General features: G+C 69.4%; 17 protein-coding genes. 11 read left to right on the forward strand and 6 right to left on the reverse strand.

Annotated elements, in window-relative coordinates:
• Positions 1-145 precede the first annotated feature (145 nt).
• Positions 146-439, forward strand: a complete 294-nt coding sequence (locus P1L40_RS23405) for an FAD-dependent oxidoreductase (protein ID WP_336402192.1) — start codon at positions 146-148, stop codon at positions 437-439.
• A 6-nt stretch (positions 440-445) separates the two neighbouring features.
• Here the strand turns inward: P1L40_RS23405 and P1L40_RS13345 are convergent, their stop codons facing one another.
• The gene (locus P1L40_RS13345; RefSeq protein WP_284007678.1) at positions 446-919 is read right to left on the reverse strand and encodes an Hsp20 family protein; all 474 of its coding nucleotides are present in this window, start codon (positions 917-919) and stop codon (positions 446-448) included.
• Positions 916-1,074, reverse strand: a complete 159-nt coding sequence (locus P1L40_RS13350) for a DUF7559 family protein (RefSeq protein ID WP_284007680.1) — start codon at positions 1,072-1,074, stop codon at positions 916-918. Before P1L40_RS13350 ends, P1L40_RS13345 begins: the two co-directional genes overlap by 4 nt.
• Positions 1,075-1,192: 118 nt before the next feature.
• Between P1L40_RS13350 and P1L40_RS13355 the strand changes: the two genes are divergently transcribed.
• From P1L40_RS13355 to P1L40_RS13385, 7 genes are all read left to right on the forward strand, one after another.
• Complete coding sequence (locus P1L40_RS13355) at positions 1,193-1,996, forward strand: DUF429 domain-containing protein (RefSeq protein ID WP_284007682.1); 804 nt, start codon at positions 1,193-1,195, stop codon at positions 1,994-1,996.
• A gap of 59 nt (positions 1,997-2,055) precedes the next feature.
• The gene (locus P1L40_RS13360) at positions 2,056-3,957 is read left to right on the forward strand and encodes an ABC transporter ATP-binding protein (RefSeq protein WP_284007683.1); all 1,902 of its coding nucleotides are present in this window, start codon (positions 2,056-2,058) and stop codon (positions 3,955-3,957) included.
• A gap of 39 nt (positions 3,958-3,996) precedes the next feature.
• Complete coding sequence (locus P1L40_RS13365) at positions 3,997-4,353, forward strand: DUF4112 domain-containing protein (protein ID WP_284007685.1); 357 nt, start codon at positions 3,997-3,999, stop codon at positions 4,351-4,353.
• A gap of 23 nt (positions 4,354-4,376) precedes the next feature.
• On the forward strand, positions 4,377-6,116 hold the full coding sequence (locus P1L40_RS13370; protein ID WP_284007686.1) for a radical SAM protein: 1,740 nt from the start codon (positions 4,377-4,379) through the stop codon (positions 6,114-6,116).
• A 39-nt stretch (positions 6,117-6,155) separates the two neighbouring features.
• On the forward strand, positions 6,156-7,973 hold the full coding sequence (locus P1L40_RS13375; RefSeq protein WP_284007688.1) for a flippase-like domain-containing protein: 1,818 nt from the start codon (positions 6,156-6,158) through the stop codon (positions 7,971-7,973).
• Between the two features lie 90 nt (positions 7,974-8,063).
• Positions 8,064-8,825: a DUF7001 family protein gene (locus P1L40_RS13380; RefSeq protein WP_284007689.1), complete on the forward strand. Its 762-nt coding sequence runs from the start codon at positions 8,064-8,066 to the stop codon at positions 8,823-8,825.
• A gap of 36 nt (positions 8,826-8,861) precedes the next feature.
• A complete protein-coding gene (locus tag P1L40_RS13385; RefSeq protein ID WP_284007691.1) occupies positions 8,862-10,124 on the forward strand; it encodes a glycosyltransferase family 87 protein in 1,263 nt (420 codons plus the stop codon).
• A gap of 3 nt (positions 10,125-10,127) precedes the next feature.
• Here P1L40_RS13385 and P1L40_RS13390 read toward each other — a convergent pair whose 3' ends face one another.
• From P1L40_RS13390 to P1L40_RS13405, 4 genes are all read right to left on the reverse strand, one after another.
• Positions 10,128-10,778: a class I SAM-dependent methyltransferase gene (locus P1L40_RS13390; protein WP_284007692.1), complete on the reverse strand. Its 651-nt coding sequence runs from the start codon at positions 10,776-10,778 to the stop codon at positions 10,128-10,130.
• Positions 10,775-11,671 carry a thiamine-phosphate synthase family protein gene (locus tag P1L40_RS13395; RefSeq protein WP_284007693.1) on the reverse strand — a complete coding sequence of 299 codons (897 nt, stop codon included), beginning with the start codon at positions 11,669-11,671 and terminating at the stop codon, positions 10,775-10,777. Before P1L40_RS13395 ends, P1L40_RS13390 begins: the two co-directional genes overlap by 4 nt.
• 111 nt (positions 11,672-11,782) lie before the next feature.
• Positions 11,783-12,370, reverse strand: coding sequence for a dCTP deaminase (gene dcd, locus P1L40_RS13400; RefSeq protein WP_284007695.1), 588 nt, complete (start codon positions 12,368-12,370; stop codon positions 11,783-11,785).
• Positions 12,371-12,436: 66 nt separating this feature from the next.
• Positions 12,437-13,039, reverse strand: a complete 603-nt coding sequence (locus P1L40_RS13405; protein WP_284007697.1) for a Yip1 family protein — start codon at positions 13,037-13,039, stop codon at positions 12,437-12,439.
• 107 nt (positions 13,040-13,146) lie between these two features.
• Between P1L40_RS13405 and pth2 the strand changes: the two genes are divergently transcribed.
• The 3 genes from pth2 to psmB all read left to right on the forward strand — a co-directional run bounded on the left by pth2 (position 13,147) and on the right by psmB (position 14,990).
• Positions 13,147-13,485: a peptidyl-tRNA hydrolase Pth2 gene (gene pth2, locus P1L40_RS13410; RefSeq protein ID WP_284007699.1), complete on the forward strand. Its 339-nt coding sequence runs from the start codon at positions 13,147-13,149 to the stop codon at positions 13,483-13,485.
• A gap of 78 nt (positions 13,486-13,563) precedes the next feature.
• Complete coding sequence (gene psmA, locus P1L40_RS13415; protein WP_284007700.1) at positions 13,564-14,298, forward strand: archaeal proteasome endopeptidase complex subunit alpha; 735 nt, start codon at positions 13,564-13,566, stop codon at positions 14,296-14,298.
• Positions 14,298-14,990 carry an archaeal proteasome endopeptidase complex subunit beta gene (gene psmB / locus P1L40_RS13420; protein ID WP_284007702.1) on the forward strand — a complete coding sequence of 231 codons (693 nt, stop codon included), beginning with the start codon at positions 14,298-14,300 and terminating at the stop codon, positions 14,988-14,990. Before psmA ends, psmB begins: the two co-directional genes overlap by 1 nt.
• Positions 14,991-15,004: the final 14 nt, after the last annotated feature.

A 15,004-nucleotide genomic window follows, 5' to 3' on the forward strand; every position in this document is an offset into this window, starting at 1 on the left:
GCCCGCGCTGTACGACGCGACCGCTGAGTTCTACTGGCGACCACGGGGCGACGGGCTGGTCGTCGGCGACGGCGCCCACGCGGCCACCCCGGACGACTGGAGCGCCGAGGCGGACCCCTCGTTCGTCGCGAGCGCGCTCGATCGGGTGGCGGACGCGACGACGCTGTCGCCGGCGGCGACCCGCTCGTGGGCCGGACTGTGTACGGCGACGCCGGACCGGGACCCGCTGGTCGGCGCCGTCGCCGACGGCTGTCACGTCGCGACGGGCTGGCACGGCCACGGGCTCATGCGGGCGCCGGCGGTCGGCGATCACGTCGCCAGCACCGTCCTGGGGACGGCGTCGCCACTGCCCGAACAGTTCGGTACGCAGGCCGAACCGACCCGGTTCGACGGTGACGAGGCGTTCGCTCCGCTGGGTGATCCGACGAAAAACTGGTGAGCCCGATCAGGCGTCGCTGTCGTCGACATCGCCGTCGTCCTCGTCGTGGTCGGCGGCGTCCGCCTCGGCGTGGGTGTCCTCGTGTTCGTCCCCGTCCGCGTCCACCGTCTCGACTTTCGGGACCGTCACCTGCAACGTCCCGTCGGCTTTCAGGGTCGCCGTCGCGGCGTCGGCGTCGACGGCGGCGTCCTCCGGCAGCGTCAGCGAGCCGTCGAGCGACAGGCCGCGGCCGGGGAACAACATGTCGAACCCGTCGTGGAACTCGCGGAACCGGTCGATCCGGACCTCGACGCGGTCGTCGACGTAGCGAACCTGCACGTCCGAGGCGGTCGCCCCGGGGGCGTCGAACACGACGAGGTAGGCGTCGTCGGACTCCAGCAGGTCGGCCGGCAGCGGCTTGCGCTCTTGGACCCGCGCCGAGGCGCGGCCGACGTTCTCGAAGACGGCGTTCTCGATCGTCTCGCCGAGTTCCCGGATCATAACTCGACCGCCTCCAGACAGTCGACCCCCCCGCAGTACGGGCAGGCGAAGTCCGTGACCCCGACATCGTCCGGCATATCGTACGTGTAGTGCAGCTCGAACATGTCGAGTTCGCAGCCGTCGTCCGTACAGACGACTTCCATCGTGGCGGGCATACCGTTCCGTTGGTTCGTCGGGGACAAACCGCTTTCGGACGGGGCGCTCGGGGCCGTCGCCTCCGTTCGCGGGACTGCGGGGCAGAAGCTTCATGCCACTGCCACCGGATATGCGCCTATGAACGAGGGCGTACTGGGGGTCGACTTCAGCGGCGCGAGCGCGGCCGGCGACGCGCTCTGGGTCACCGAGGCGACGCCGACCCCGCGCGGGCTTCGCGTCGACGAGTGTTACCGCGCGAGCGACCGCTGGGGCAGCGACCGCGAGGCCGCCCACGCCGGCCTCCGCGAGCGGATCACTGACGACGACATCGGGACTGTCGGGCTGGATTTCCCCTTCAGTCTCCCACAGACCGTCCTCGACGCCCAGTGTCGAGGTACCTGGACCGGCCTGTGCGCGTGGCTCGGCGGTTCCGACGGCCCCAACGACCCCCGGTCGTTCTCCCAGCGCTGTCGCCAGACCGCCGAGATGGCCGTCGAGAAACGCGACGTTCGGCGGGAGACGGACCTCCGCCGGGGCGCGCTCTGTCCGTACACCAACCGGACCCGCAGCATGACCTTCTACGGGGTTCGGGACGTACTCGGCCGACTGGCCGAGCGTGACGACATCGCCGTCGTCCCGATGCAAGAGGAGACGAGCGAGACGACGACGCGGGTCTGTGAGGTCTACCCCGCCGCGACGTTTAGCTGGCTGGGCTGTTACCGCGAGGGGTACAAGAACGTCGAGGGCGCCCGCGACCGACGGAGCGAGAACGTCGACGCCGTCTCGGACTGTAGCGTCCTCGTCGGCGCCCACCGGCGGCAGTACCTCGACAACCACGACGCGCTGGACTCGCTCGCCGCGGCGGTCACGACGGCTCGGGTCGCCGACGGCGCGCGTCCGACCCCCGCCGGGCCGGTCACCGAGGGCTGCATCTACGTCTAAGGAACCGCCGCTCCGCGTCCAAACACGGCATATTTCTGCCTGCGGCCGGAACACCGGCCATGTCCGACGACCACGGCGGGTTCGAGGGCGTCCGCGAGAACGTCGACGGACACCCGATGGTCAACCTCGTCGGGTACGCGAGCCCCTACTGGCTCCGGTTGCTGGCCGGGGTGTTGTCCGCGTTCTGTACCCGTTTTGCCCGCCTCGTCCCACCGATCGTCGTCGCCGCCGCCATCGACCGGGTGATCCTCAACAGCGGCGAGCCAGGCCTGCTGACGGCCGCCGGGCTCCTCCCGGGCGGCTCGATCACGGGTGAAGCGGCCCGGATCGCCTTCCTCCAGCGGCTCGTCGTCATCGCCGCCGTCGCGTACCTGCTCCGGTCGGTCACGCGCTTTACCTCGCGGTACCTGTTGCAGTCGACCGCCCAGAAGATCCAGCGCGACCTCCGAGACGACACGTACGACCACCTCCAGCACCTCTCGATGGACTTCTTCGCCAACCACCAGACCGGCGGGATGATGTCGATCCTCAACAGCGACATCAACCGCCTGGAGTCGTTTCTCAACACGGAGTTCCGCCAGCTCGTCCGCGTGGTCGCCACGGTCGGCGGGATCGCCGCCGTCCTCTACTGGCACTCGCCGACGCTGGCCCTGATCGCGCTGGCCCCGGTCCCGATCATCGGCGTCGCCAGCGGCTACTTCCTCACCTGGATCGAGCCCCGGTATCGGTCGATCCGCCGGACCGTCTCCCGGCTCAACACCCGTCTGGAGAACAACCTCAGCGGCGCGCCCGTCATCAAAGCGTTCGACCGCTACGCCTTCGAACGCGAGCGGGTCACCGAGGAGAGCCAGACCTACCACGACGAGAAGGTCGGCGCGTTGCGTATCCGGCGGGCCTTCTTCGCGGGGCTGCGACTGCTGACCGGCGTCGTCTTCGTCGGCATCCTCTACGTCGCGGGGATGGACTTCGTCACGAGCGCGCCCGGGGAGGCGGCGCTCCAGACCGGCACGTTCGCGCTCTTTTTCCTCTATCTCCGCCGGCTCTACTCGCCGATGCGCCGGGTCGGCAAGTCCGCGAACAAGTACCAGCTCGCCAAGTCCAGTGCCGAGCGCGTCTTCGGCCTGCTGGGACGGGAGCCGACGATCACCGATCCCGACGACCCACACCGGCCCGACGACATCGAGGGGCGCGTCGATTTCACGGACGTGACCTTCGGCTACGAGGACGACCGACCGGTCGTCCGGGACGTTTCCCTCTCCGTGCCCGCCGGCGCGACCGTCGGACTCGCCGGGCCGACCGGCGCCGGGAAGTCGACACTGCTGAAGCTCGTCCCGCGTTTTCACGACGTGGACGCGGGCGCGGTCCGGGTCGACGGGACCGATGTCCGGGAATACGCCCTGCAGTCGCTCCGGCAGGACATCGCCGTCGTCGAACAACAGCCCTACCTCTTCTCGGGGACCGTCGCCGAGAACATCGCCTACGGCGACCGTGCGGTGCTTGACGGCGAGGGCAACGGCGACGAGCGCGCCCGCGAACACGTCCGGGAGGCCGCCCGGGCCGCGGAGGCACACGCCTTCGTCGAGGACCTGCCCGACGGCTACGACACCCAGATCGGCGAACGGGGGATCAAGCTCTCGGGGGGCCAGCGCCAGCGGGTCGCCATCGCCCGGGCGCTGCTGAACGACCCCGAGATCATCATCTTCGACGAGGCCACGAGCGATGTCGACACCGAGACCGAGGAGCGCATCCAGGAGAGCATCGAACGCCTCGTCGAGGACCGGACCGCCTTCGTCATCGCCCACCGGCTCTCGACGATCCAGGACGCCGACCGGATCGTCGTCCTCGACGACGGGGAACTCGTCGAAGAAGGGACACACGCCGACCTGCTGGCCGCCGGCGGCGACTACGCCGACCTCTGGCAGGCTCAGGCCGACGAGCAGCCGGTCAGTGCCGACGACTGAGCGGGCAACGGCTATTATCACCGCGGCCGACGGACACGTATGGAGACCGAACCGCCGGGGTTGGTCCGCATCCGCCGGGTCGCGCGCCTGCTTGACGACAGCGTCCGCCTCCCGCTGACCCGCTTCCGGATCGGACTCGACCCCCTGCTGGGTGTCCTCCCGGTCGCCGGCGACGCCGTCGCGGCACTGCTCTCGTTGTACATCGTCGCCGAAGCGGCCCGTCTGGGTATCTCCGGACGGACGCTCGCCCGAATGCTGCTGAACGTCGGCCTGGACTTCGCGGTCGGCTCCGTCCCCGTGATCGGCAGTCTCTTCGACGCGCTCTGGACGGCCAACGAACGGAACGCGGCGCTGGCGGCCGCCGACCTCGCGCAGTCCGACCAGACACCGTTTTAGGCGTCGAGCGTCAACCCCGGGCTATGACTGACCCCGAGACGCTCGACGTGACGATCGTCGACGGCTACGTCGATGAGCCAGCCCACTTCGGGGTCCCGCCGTACGTCTCGACGTACCCCCGGTACGCCGCCGGGGCGCTCGTCGACGCCGGCGTCCCCAGCGAGCGCATCAGCTACTACACGATCGACGAACTCCGTGAGGAGCGCCGCCACTGGCAGGCCGTCGAGGAGGCCGACCTCATGGTCTACGTGGGCGGGATGACCGTCCCCGGCAAGTACGTCGGGGGCACCCCCGCCGAACCCGACGAGGTACGGAAACTGGCCTGGACCGCCGACGGGACCTCGATCATCGGCGGCCCCGTCCGCTTCGGCGTCGGCGAGGCCAACGAGGGCGCCAGCGAGACGGCACGCGACGATCTGGACTTCGACTTCCTGGCGATGGCCGACGTTGAGGCCGCCGTCTACGACCTCGTCGAGTCCGGCCTGGAGGGGTTCAACGACCGCTATCGCTCCGTCGCGGAAGAGACCCGCTGGGCGCGGGCCGGCGCCTTCGTCGTCGAGCAACACCCCAACCATCCCGACTATCTCATCTGCGAGATGGAGACCTCCCGGGGCTGTCCGTACCGCTGTTCGTTCTGTACGGAACCGATGTACGGCGACCCGGACTTCCGGCCGCCAGAGAGCGTCGTCGACGAGGTGGACGCCCTCTCGGACCGCGGGGTGAGACACTTCCGGCTGGGTCGCCAGGCCGACATCCTCGCCTACGGCGGCGACGGCGAGGCTCCCAACCCCGACGCCCTCCGCCGACTCTACGGCGGTATCCGCGAGGTGGCACCCGATCTGGAGACACTCCACCTCGACAACATGAACCCCATCACCATCGTGAACTGGCCCGAGAAGGCCCGCGAGGGCATCCGGATAATCGCCGAGCACAACACGCCCGGCGACACGGCCGCCTTCGGCCTCGAATCGGCCGATCCCGAGGTGATGAGCGACAACAACCTCAACGTCACCGCCGACGAGTGTTTCGAGGCCGTGAAGGTCGTCAACGAGGTGGCGGGCTGGCGGCCCGGGGGCGACGGCGACCCGCGACGCGGGTCGGACACGCGAGCGCGGGAGTCGGCGCCCAACTTCGGGGACGACGCCGCACCGCGTCTCCCGAAACTACTGCCCGGGATCAACCTCGTCCACGGACTGAAAGGCGAGCGCCGGGAGACCTTCGAGCACAACAAGCGCTTCCTCCAGCGCGTCTACGACGAAGGCCTGATGCTCCGCCGGGTGAACATCCGGCAGGTGATGGCCTTCGAGGGGACCGACATGGCCGAGACCGGGGCCGACATCGCCAAGGACCACAAGAAGCTGTTCAAGCAGTACAAACGCGAGGTCCGCGAGGAGATCGACAACCCGATGCTCCAGCGGGTCGCCCCGCCCGGCACCGTGTTGCCCGATGTCCACCTGGAGTACCACCAGGACGGCAAGACCTTCGGTCGGCAACTGGGCACCTACCCCCTGCTTGTCGCGATCCCCGGCGAACGCGAACTCGGGCAGGTGCTCGACGTGGCGGTCACCGACCACGGCTACCGGTCGGTCACCGGCGTCCCGCACCCGCTCGATCTCAACGCCGCCTCGATGGACGAACTCCAGGCGATCCCCGGCATCGGCTCCCAGACCGCGGGCAACATCGTCGTCGACCGTCCGTACGACTCCGTGGAGGGGATCACCGACGCCGATCTGACGAAGTTTGCGACCGCCGAGCGCCCGTAACAGAAACTTCTTGGCCCCAGTGGCGTCTACCCTGATGCAATGAGCGACATCGAGGTGAGCGTCGTCCTCCCCGCGTACAACGAGGAGGACACCATCGAGGAGACCGTCACGGTCACCCTTGAGACGCTCGCCTCCTTCCTCCCGGCCGAGAGCTTCGAGGTCATCGTCGCCGAGGACGGCTGTGCCGACCGGACACCCGAGATCGCTGCCCGATTGGCCGACGAAGACGACCGCGTCCGACACGTCCACAGCGACGAACGGCTCGGTCGGGGCGGTGCCCTCGAATACGCCTTCGAACGCGCCGCGGGCCGGACACTCGTCTACTTCGACACCGACCTGGCGACAGACATGCGCCATCTGGAGGAACTCGTCGAGAGCGTCCGCTCTGGAACCTACGACGTGGCGACCGGGTCGCGCTGGCTGCCCGAGAACCGGGCCGACCGCCCGGCCAAACGCGGGGTCCCGAGCCTGGGGTACAACACGCTGGTTCGGACGGTGTTGCGCTCGGAGTTACAGGACCACCAGTGTGGGTTCAAGGCAATCGACAGGGACGCCTTCGAGACGCTCGCACCGATGGTCGAGGACGAACACTGGTTCTGGGACACGGAACTGCTCGTGAAGGCCCAGCGAAACGGCTTTCGCGTCAAGGAGTTCCCCGTCGACTGGACGCCCAAGGGCGACTCGAAGGTCGACATCGTCCGGGACGTGTTCGGGATGGGCAGCCAGGTCCTCCGGACGTTCTGGGAACTGTCGGTCAGCCCGCGGATCACCCGCCGGGTGTCGCTGGGCGCCGGGACGCTGCTGGTCGTGGTCGCGCTGCTGTTGATGACCCAGTATCTCGACCCCCGCACCGTCCTCGAAGAGATGGCGGGCGCGGACCCGCGGCTGGTCGGGTTGAGCGCCGCCGTCTACACGCTCTCGTGGCCGCTCAGGGGCGTCCGCTACCGCGACATCCTCGATTCGATGGGCTACCGCGAGCGGTGGCGCTTTCTCACCGGCGCGGTCTTTATCAGTCAGACCGGCAACCTCGTGTTCCCCGCACGGGCCGGCGACGCCGTCCGCGCCTACGTCGTCAAGGCGCGACGCTCGATCCCCTACCAGACCGGCTTCGCCTCCCTGGCCGTCGAGCGCGTCTTCGACCTGCTGACGATCACGCTGCTGGCCGGCGTCGTCCTGATCGGCCTGGCGGTCACCGGGTCGGCCGACGCCCTGGTCGCGGCCCTGACCGGCGACGCCGTCGGCGGCGACACCGCGAGCAGCGGCCAGACGGCCGTCGTCGTCGCCGCGGCCGTCGGGCTCGCCGCCATCGGCGCTGTCGCGGCCATCGTCGCCAGCGCACGCACCGACCGGAACTTCGTGCGCGGGGCGGTCGGCCGGCTCAGCGACGACTCCTACGCCGACTACGTGGCCGGCGTCATCGAGGGGTTCGTCGCCGACATCCAGACGGTGACCGCCGACGGCTCGGCGTTCGTCCGCGTCGGGGTCGGGAGCCTCCTCATCTGGTTGCTGGACGTACTCACGGCGCTTGCGGTGTTCGTGGCGTTCGGCCAGCCACTGACGCCGTCGCTGATCGCCGTCGGCTTCTTCGCGGTCAGCGTCGGTAACCTCGCGAAGGTCCTCCCGCTCACGCCGGGGGGTGTCGGGCTCTACGAGGGCGCGTTCACCGTCATCGTCGCGCCGCTGACCCCCGTCGGCGTGACGGCCGCGCTCTCGATCGCGGTCGTCGACCACGCGGTCAAAAACGCCGTCACGGTGGTCGGCGGCCTCGCCTCGATGGGGTGGCTCAACGTCTCGCTGACCGAGGCCGTCGAGGAGTCACGAACGGCGAGCGAGGTCGACGCCGAAGCGGAGGCGTAGGCTCGCCGTTTCGTTCGTCCGTCTTGCTTCTCCGTGTCGCCTCCACGACGATCGCTGGATCGAAGTACCACCAAGTTGTACGACCAACTGATGAAGACGGTCACACTCTACCGGGCGCCGACGACTCCCGCCGATGTCGACGCCGTCGGGGACTGGCTCGACGACCGGATCGACGCGACCGTCCGGGTCCGAGACCGGTTCTGCGCGCTGTACGGTGACGAGCCGCTCGCCGAGGCCTTCGCCGACGCGCGCGTGCTCGACCCGTACGACCGCGAGACGGGCAACACGATGCTGGGGATCGTCCGCTACGAGGAGCGGGCGCTGGACGACCCCGAGCGCGCCGGCGGCGTCATCTACGACGGGCTGGCCGTCCAGCGCGCGCTGTACGACCAGTTATCGGCCGAGGAGCGGACGCTCGATCACCTCCACGTCCCGGTACTCGACCGCGTGGTCGGGACCTGGGGCGATCACGACGGCCGCTGGCACAAACGTGTGAACGTCCTCGGCCAGCCCGGACTGATCTCGGTCCCGGGGCTGTACGAGGCGCCCGCGAAGCCCGAACAGTACTACAAGGAGAAACAGCGACACGCGATGGTCTCCGGGGACGCCCCGCCCCGCGAAGTACTGGAGTCGACAATCGACGGCGAGTTCCTGGTCGCCGACGATCCGCGGACGACCGACGCACTGAAGGGCTATGTCCTGCAAGCAGTCCACTACCTGTCGACCGGCGAGACGTTCTGTGACGAGTCGGGCTGTCGCCTCCACAACGCGCACCGACAGCCCGGTGTCGTCGCGGCACAGCTCGACACGCCCGAGTTCTGCCCACGACACGCCGAGCGATACCGGAGTTGACCGCTGGGACGCCCCGCCGGACCCTTCCATCCGCCCATGCCCCTCCCCAGTAACCGCCGCCACGTCTGGCTCGCCCTCGGGAGCGCCGTCCTCCTCGGGCTCTGTCTCGGGGGCTACTACGTCCTCGCCTGGCCGGTCAAGTTCGGGCTGAACTACCGGGTGTACGACGCGGCCGCCCGCGCCGCTATCGCCGGGACGGACTTCTACGCGGTGACCCCACCGAACAGCCGCTTTCACTACCTCTACCCGCCGGTGACGGTGCTGGCGTTCGTACCGCTTGCGCGACTGGGGGACTGGCCCGTCGGTTACGCGGTCCTGACGCTGCATACGGTCGTCGCGAGCGGCTGGCTGACGCTCCTGCTGGCGAGGTACGTCGAATCGCTGGGCTACCGCGTCCCACGAAGCGACCGACTCCTCTTGGGTGCGTACGTCCTCGTCTCGGTCCACGCCGTGCCGTCGCTGGCGTACGGCCAGATCAACCACCTGCTCGTGGCCGCGTTCGGGGCCGGCCTCGTCTGGCTCGAACGGGACCGGGAGTGGCTGGCCGGCGTCGCGCTCGCGCTGCCGGCCTTCGTCAAGGTGTTCCCGGCGGCGGTCGGCCTCTGGCTGCTCTACCGCCGTGCCTGGCGGACGATCGCCGCTGCCGTCGCGACCGCGAGCGCGCTCACTGCCGCCGGACTCGCGGCGTTCGGACCCGGAACGTACCGGACCTACGTCTTCGACGTGCTCCTGGCGCGACGCGACACGCAGGCGTTCGTCGGCGGCCTCGATCCCGGCGTCAGCTACGTCACGCTCCGGCGGCCGCTGTCGGTGCTGTTCCCTGCGGTCGATCCGACGTGGTACGCCGTCGGCGCCGCCGTGTTGCTGGCGCCCGTGCTCGCCGCGCTGTACTGGCGCGCTTGTACCGTGACCGACCGGCTGGTCGCGCTGTACGCCACCCTCGTCGCGATGCTCCTCTTTTTCCCGTCGCTGTTGCTGTACTACGTCTTCCTGACGGTTCCGCTGGTCGTCCTCCTCTACGACCTCCCGCAGGGGTGGGGGCGACGGCTGTTCGTCGGCGGGACGCTGCTCGCGACGCTGTCGCTGTCGTTCAACGCCGTCCCGCGGCTGCTCTCGCTCCTCCCGCTGACGCCCGAAACGGCGACGCAGGTCGCTGCGGCGCTTCGCCCCGTCTTCGCGCTCGGGACGCCGGTCCTGTACGGCTGTCTCCTCTCGCTGATCGGCTGTCTGGTCTACCGGGTCGAGCGTGACCCGGTCCCGGACGCCAGGGAGACCGCGGCGCCGGAGACGAGCGACTGATCGTCAGGCGACCCGGCCCGACAGCAGGCCCAGGTAGCCACCGGCCAGCGTCTCGTAGCGACGGTCGACGGTCCGCTCGGCGAGTCGCTCGCGTGCGGCCCGGACCCGCCGCTCGAAGGCGGTCGCCTGCGAGTCCCGGGCGAGCCGACTCCCCGGCGAGGAGAGCCGGACGAACCCCTCGAAGGCGACGTTCAGCGGCGCGGCGGCGGCCGCCTCGCTGCGCTGGAAGTTCAACAGCGCTACCCGACCGCCGGGGCCGACGGTGTCACACCACCGGTCGACGACGGGTTCGGGGTCGGGGAACAGACCCGCGACGAAGGTCGCCAGCACCGCGTCGGCGTCGGTGACCGGCGGCCGCGCGGCGTCGCCCTGGACGTAGTGGACGCCGTCGCCGGCCCTGTCGGGGTGGTGTCGGGCCTGGTCGACCATCTCCCGTGTGAGGTCGATCCCGAGGACGGTCCCCCCGGGGCTGACCCGCTCACGGAGATGCGGGACGTTCGCACCGGTGCCACAGCCCATCTCGACGATCGTCTCGCCGGGCGACAGCGCCAGCGATTCGACGGCCCGGGCCCGCCAGGAGCCGACAAAGGGGAGCGAGGCGACGGCGTCGTAGAGGCGCGCCCACCGGCCGTAAAACGCCTGCACGTCGGTCACAACAGCTCACGCGCGCGCTCGGCGACGGTGACGGCGTCCGGTCCCAGCACGTACACGACCGGCTCGACACCCATCCCGCCGGTCTGGTAGAGCACGTCGGCGTCGGGCGTCTCGGCCAGGGCCGCCGCGACACCCGTCTCGACGCTCGCTTCGGCGTCGAACTCGGCGGTCGTGTAGCCGGCTTCGGCCAGCGCCGTCACGATGGCCTCGTCGTAGCGGACGTTCAGCGCCGCTCGTGCGTCGCTACCGGCCGCACGAGCCGCGAGCAACAGCGACGCGACGTGTTCGCTGACGCCGAACTCCGGGTCGGCGGGGATCGTTGCCCGGCCCTTCACGTCCAGGATACGGCCCGGTACCGCGGCGACATCCTCGATACTGTCGCCCTCGGGGAGCGCCTCGACGAGGTTCGAGCCGACCGCGGGGATCAGCGTCGCGAACCCGCTCGTGTTCTCTAAGACCTGGAGTCCCCGCCGGACCGACGAGAGGGCCTGCTCGGCCGCCCGCAGCGTCGAGTCCGGATCGTGGACCGCGAACTCGCCCTCGTACTCGGCCAGCGCCGGCACCCGCTGTTCGTGGAGCTGGGCCAGCAGTCCACCTCGTTCGAGTTCGCGGATGAACACCTCCGTCTCGACGAGCGCCTGGACCGAGGTCATCTCGCCGGACGCGAGCCCGTCGGCCAGCCGCTCGACGAGTTCGGCGAGTCCGCGGTGGTCGAGCAGCTCCGCGTTGCGGTCGACATCGCCGTGGACGTACTTCGAGACGGCGCTCTGGCTGATCCCCAGGTGATCGGCCACTTCCGACTGGGTGAGCCCGCGCTCCCGGAGCGCCTCGGCCAGCAGCGACCGGAACGTCGGGAGGAACTCCTCGACGACGACCTCCTCGATGAACCGCATCAGTGATCGCCTCCGAACTCACTCGTTCCCAGCCGAGATTCGGACACGAGCGTCCTCATTGGTCGCCTCCGAACTCATTCGTTCCCAGCCGAGATTCGGACACGAGCGTCCTCATTGGTCGCCTCCGAACTCGCGATCCCCCTGTATCTTGCTCGCCTGCGGGCCCTTCTGGTCCTGGTACTTCGAGCCCCGCCCCTCTCCGTAGGGGCGATCGGCTGGGGTCTTCAGCTCTGTGAACGTCAACTGTGAGATGCGCATCCCCGGCGAGAGCGCGACCGGCGCGGTGCCGAGATTCGACAGTTCGAGGGTGATCTGGCCCTGGTACCCCGGGTCGCACAGTCCCGCAGTCGCGTGGACCACGATCGCCAGCCGACCCAGCGACGACCGCCCCTCGACGTGGGCGATGAGGTCGTCCGGAATCTCGACGCGCTCGTGGGTCGTCCCCAGCACGAAGTCGCCGGGGTGGAGGATGTACTCGTCGTCGGCGGCGACGACCGTCTCCTCGACGTAGTCGGCGACCTCCTGCTCGCTGTTGGGGTGGATACACGGGATGTTTGCGTGCTGGAACTCCAGGAACTCCCGTCCCAGTCGGAGATCGATGCTGGCCGGTTGGATCTGGATGTCCGGGTCGTCGAGCGGTTCGACGACCAGATCGCCGGCTTCGAGGCGCCGCAGGATGTCCGCGTCCGAGAGGATCATTACCCGACGTAGCGCGACGCGGCGCCTAAAACGTCCCGCCTCGGGGGCGGGCCGTCGTCCCCGAGATCAGACCAGTACGACGAGCAACACCGCGACGACGACGGCCGTCACGACCGCGCTAAACCGGTCGAGGTCGTGGGCGACCCGCAGGCCGGCCGCCCAGAGGAACGCCTGCCAGGCGCCGACACCGATCTGCAGGAGGAGGACCGCGAGCCCCGAGAACCCGGTCTGGAGCGACTGGAGTCGGGTTCCGAGCGCGGCCAGGCTGTCGACCGCGAGATCGGCCTGAGCGCCGTAGACGACCAGGGCGGCGCAGACGACAGCGACGCCGAGGAGCGTCGGCAACAGCCCCCAGGCGGTCACTTCCAGCGTCGCCCCGAAGGTCCCGCGGCCGCCGCCCAGTTTCGCGCCGAGGAACAGCGCGACGCCCAGCACGAACCAGAGGACGAGCACCGCGAGGAAGACGAGCGGGAGCGCGTCGGTCACCGCCTGCCAGAACTCGGCCCCGACCGCGCCCAGGGTCTGCCCGAACAGCCACAGCGAGGCGCCGACGATACTGGTGAGGACGAGCGAGAACAGGACCGCCAGCCCGGCGCCGAGGACGCCGTTCAGCTCCGTCTCGCGGTCGGTGAAGAACTGCCGGGGGCGGGTCAGGAGTCGCGGGGCCATCGGGGGAGTCGTGGGAGACTCCACGCCCACGGTGTATGTACCCTGTGGTACGTGCAACCGGTCGGGGACTCCGAGGGGGATTTAAGTACGGGTCGCCATGTTGAGGTATGAAGCAGGCCATCGTCGCTCGTGCCGACATCGGGATGGGCGAGGGGAAACTCGCCGCCCAGGTCGCACACGCTGCCCTGTCGGCCTACGAGGACGCGGGTCGGTCGGCCCGGAACGCCTGGAAGGGCGAGGGCCAGAAGAAGGTCGTGCTCAAGGCAACGAGCGAGGACGAGCTGTTCGAACTCGCCGATGTCGCCGAGCGCGAGGGCCTGCCGCATGCGGTCGTCAGAGACGCCGGTCACACCGAGCTCGATCCCGGGACCGTCACCGCGCTGGCGGTCGGTCCCGCCGAGGACGACCTCGTCGACCGGGTCACCGGCGACCTGTCGCTGTACTGAGGGCAGCGGCGACCATACCACCGGTATGGTTATATACAAGTACCACTAACCCCAGGTGAACAACAGAGAGCACACATCATGCAAGGAAACGAACAGCAGGCGTACGACCGCGGGATCACGATCTTCTCGCCGGACGGGCGCCTCTATCAGGTCGAGTACGCCCGTGAGGCGGTCAAACGAGGCACCGCGAGTGTCGGCGTCAGGACCGCCGACGGCGTCGTACTGGCGGCCGACCGGCGCGCCCGGTCGCCGCTCATCGAGCGCGACAGTATCGAGAAGATCCACGAGATCGACGACCACGTCGGGATCGCCAGCGCCGGCCACGTGGCCGACGCCCGGCAGCTCATCGACGTGGCCCGTCGACAGGCCCAGGTCAACCGGCTGCGCTACGACGAGCCCGCATCCGTCGAGTCGCTGACCAAGGAGATCACCGACTACATCCAGCAGTACACCCAGACCGGCGGCGCACGCCCGTTCGGTGTCGCCCTGCTGGTCGGCGGTATCGAGAACGGCGAGCCGCGCCTGTTCGAGACCGACCCCTCGGGGACGCCCTACGAGTGGCAGGCCGTCGCCATCGGGGGCTCCCGCGAGGAGATCCAGAACTTCCTCGAAGACGAGTACGCCGAGGAGATGGATCTGGAAGCCGGCGTCGAACTGGCGCTGCGCTCGCTCGCCTCCGTCAACGACGACGGCCTCGACGCGACCGGTGTCGACATCGCCACGATCGATGTCGAGACCGAGCAGTTCACCAAGCTCTCGGAGGACGACATCGCCGACCGCCTCGCCGAGTTCGAACTCGGAGGTGAGGAGTGATGTACGACCCCGACAACCGCCTGACCGACGCCTACGAGCCCGAGGTCGGGACCATCCCATCCGACGACAGCAACCGCGACGAGGAGACGGTGACCAAGACCGGGACGACCACCGTCGGCATCAGCACCGACGAGGGCGTCCTCATCGCGACGGACCGGCGCGCCTCGCTTGGCGGCCGCTTCGTCTCGAACAAGCAGGTCCAGAAGGTCGAGCAGATCCACCCGACGGCGGCGATGACGCTGGTCGGCAGCGTCGGCGGTGCCCAGTCTTTCATCCGCTCGCTGCGTTCGGAGGCGAACCTCTTCGAGGTGCGCCGTGACGAACCCCTTTCGATCCACGCGCTGGCGACGCTCGCGGGCAACTTCGCCCGCGGCGGCCCCTTCTTCGCCATCAACCCCATCATCGGCGGGGTCGACGAGGAGGGCAGCCACGTCTACAGCGTCGACCCGGCCGGCGGCGTTCTGGAGGACGACTACACCGTCACCGGCTCCGGGACCATGGTCGCGACGGGGACCATCGAGGGCGAGTACGACCCCGAGATGAGCCTCGAAGAAGCCCGCGCGCTGGCGATCCGCGCCGTCCAGTCCGCCGCCGAGCGGGACACCGGCTCGGGCAACGGGATCGTCCTCGCGGAGATCACCGACGACGGCGTCGAGATCGACCGGTTCGACGACTACGAGTCGGCGGCCTGAGAACGGGATCGTTC

Source organism: Haloarcula pelagica (genome assembly GCF_030127105.1).
Taxonomy (GTDB): Archaea; Halobacteriota; Halobacteria; order Halobacteriales; family Haloarculaceae; genus Haloarcula; species Haloarcula pelagica.

Coding starts and splice junctions, on each gene's coding strand:
- P1L40_RS13345 (WP_284007678.1), bottom strand. CDS start 919: ATGATCCGGGAACTCGGCGAGACGATCGAGAACGCCGTCTTCGAGAAC.
- P1L40_RS13350 (WP_284007680.1), bottom strand. CDS start 1,074: ATGCCCGCCACGATGGAAGTCGTCTGTACGGACGACGGCTGCGAACTC.
- P1L40_RS13355 (WP_284007682.1), top strand. CDS start 1,193: ATGAACGAGGGCGTACTGGGGGTCGACTTCAGCGGCGCGAGCGCGGCC.
- P1L40_RS13360 (WP_284007683.1), top strand. CDS start 2,056: ATGTCCGACGACCACGGCGGGTTCGAGGGCGTCCGCGAGAACGTCGAC.
- P1L40_RS13365 (WP_284007685.1), top strand. CDS start 3,997: ATGGAGACCGAACCGCCGGGGTTGGTCCGCATCCGCCGGGTCGCGCGC.
- P1L40_RS13370 (WP_284007686.1), top strand. CDS start 4,377: ATGACTGACCCCGAGACGCTCGACGTGACGATCGTCGACGGCTACGTC.
- P1L40_RS13375 (WP_284007688.1), top strand. CDS start 6,156: ATGAGCGACATCGAGGTGAGCGTCGTCCTCCCCGCGTACAACGAGGAG.
- P1L40_RS13380 (WP_284007689.1), top strand. CDS start 8,064: ATGAAGACGGTCACACTCTACCGGGCGCCGACGACTCCCGCCGATGTC.
- P1L40_RS13385 (WP_284007691.1), top strand. CDS start 8,862: ATGCCCCTCCCCAGTAACCGCCGCCACGTCTGGCTCGCCCTCGGGAGC.
- P1L40_RS13395 (WP_284007693.1), bottom strand. CDS start 11,671: ATGCGGTTCATCGAGGAGGTCGTCGTCGAGGAGTTCCTCCCGACGTTC.
- dcd (WP_284007695.1), bottom strand. CDS start 12,370: ATGATCCTCTCGGACGCGGACATCCTGCGGCGCCTCGAAGCCGGCGAT.
- P1L40_RS13405 (WP_284007697.1), bottom strand. CDS start 13,039: ATGGCCCCGCGACTCCTGACCCGCCCCCGGCAGTTCTTCACCGACCGC.
- pth2 (WP_284007699.1), top strand. CDS start 13,147: ATGAAGCAGGCCATCGTCGCTCGTGCCGACATCGGGATGGGCGAGGGG.
- psmA (WP_284007700.1), top strand. CDS start 13,564: ATGCAAGGAAACGAACAGCAGGCGTACGACCGCGGGATCACGATCTTC.
- psmB (WP_284007702.1), top strand. CDS start 14,298: ATGTACGACCCCGACAACCGCCTGACCGACGCCTACGAGCCCGAGGTC.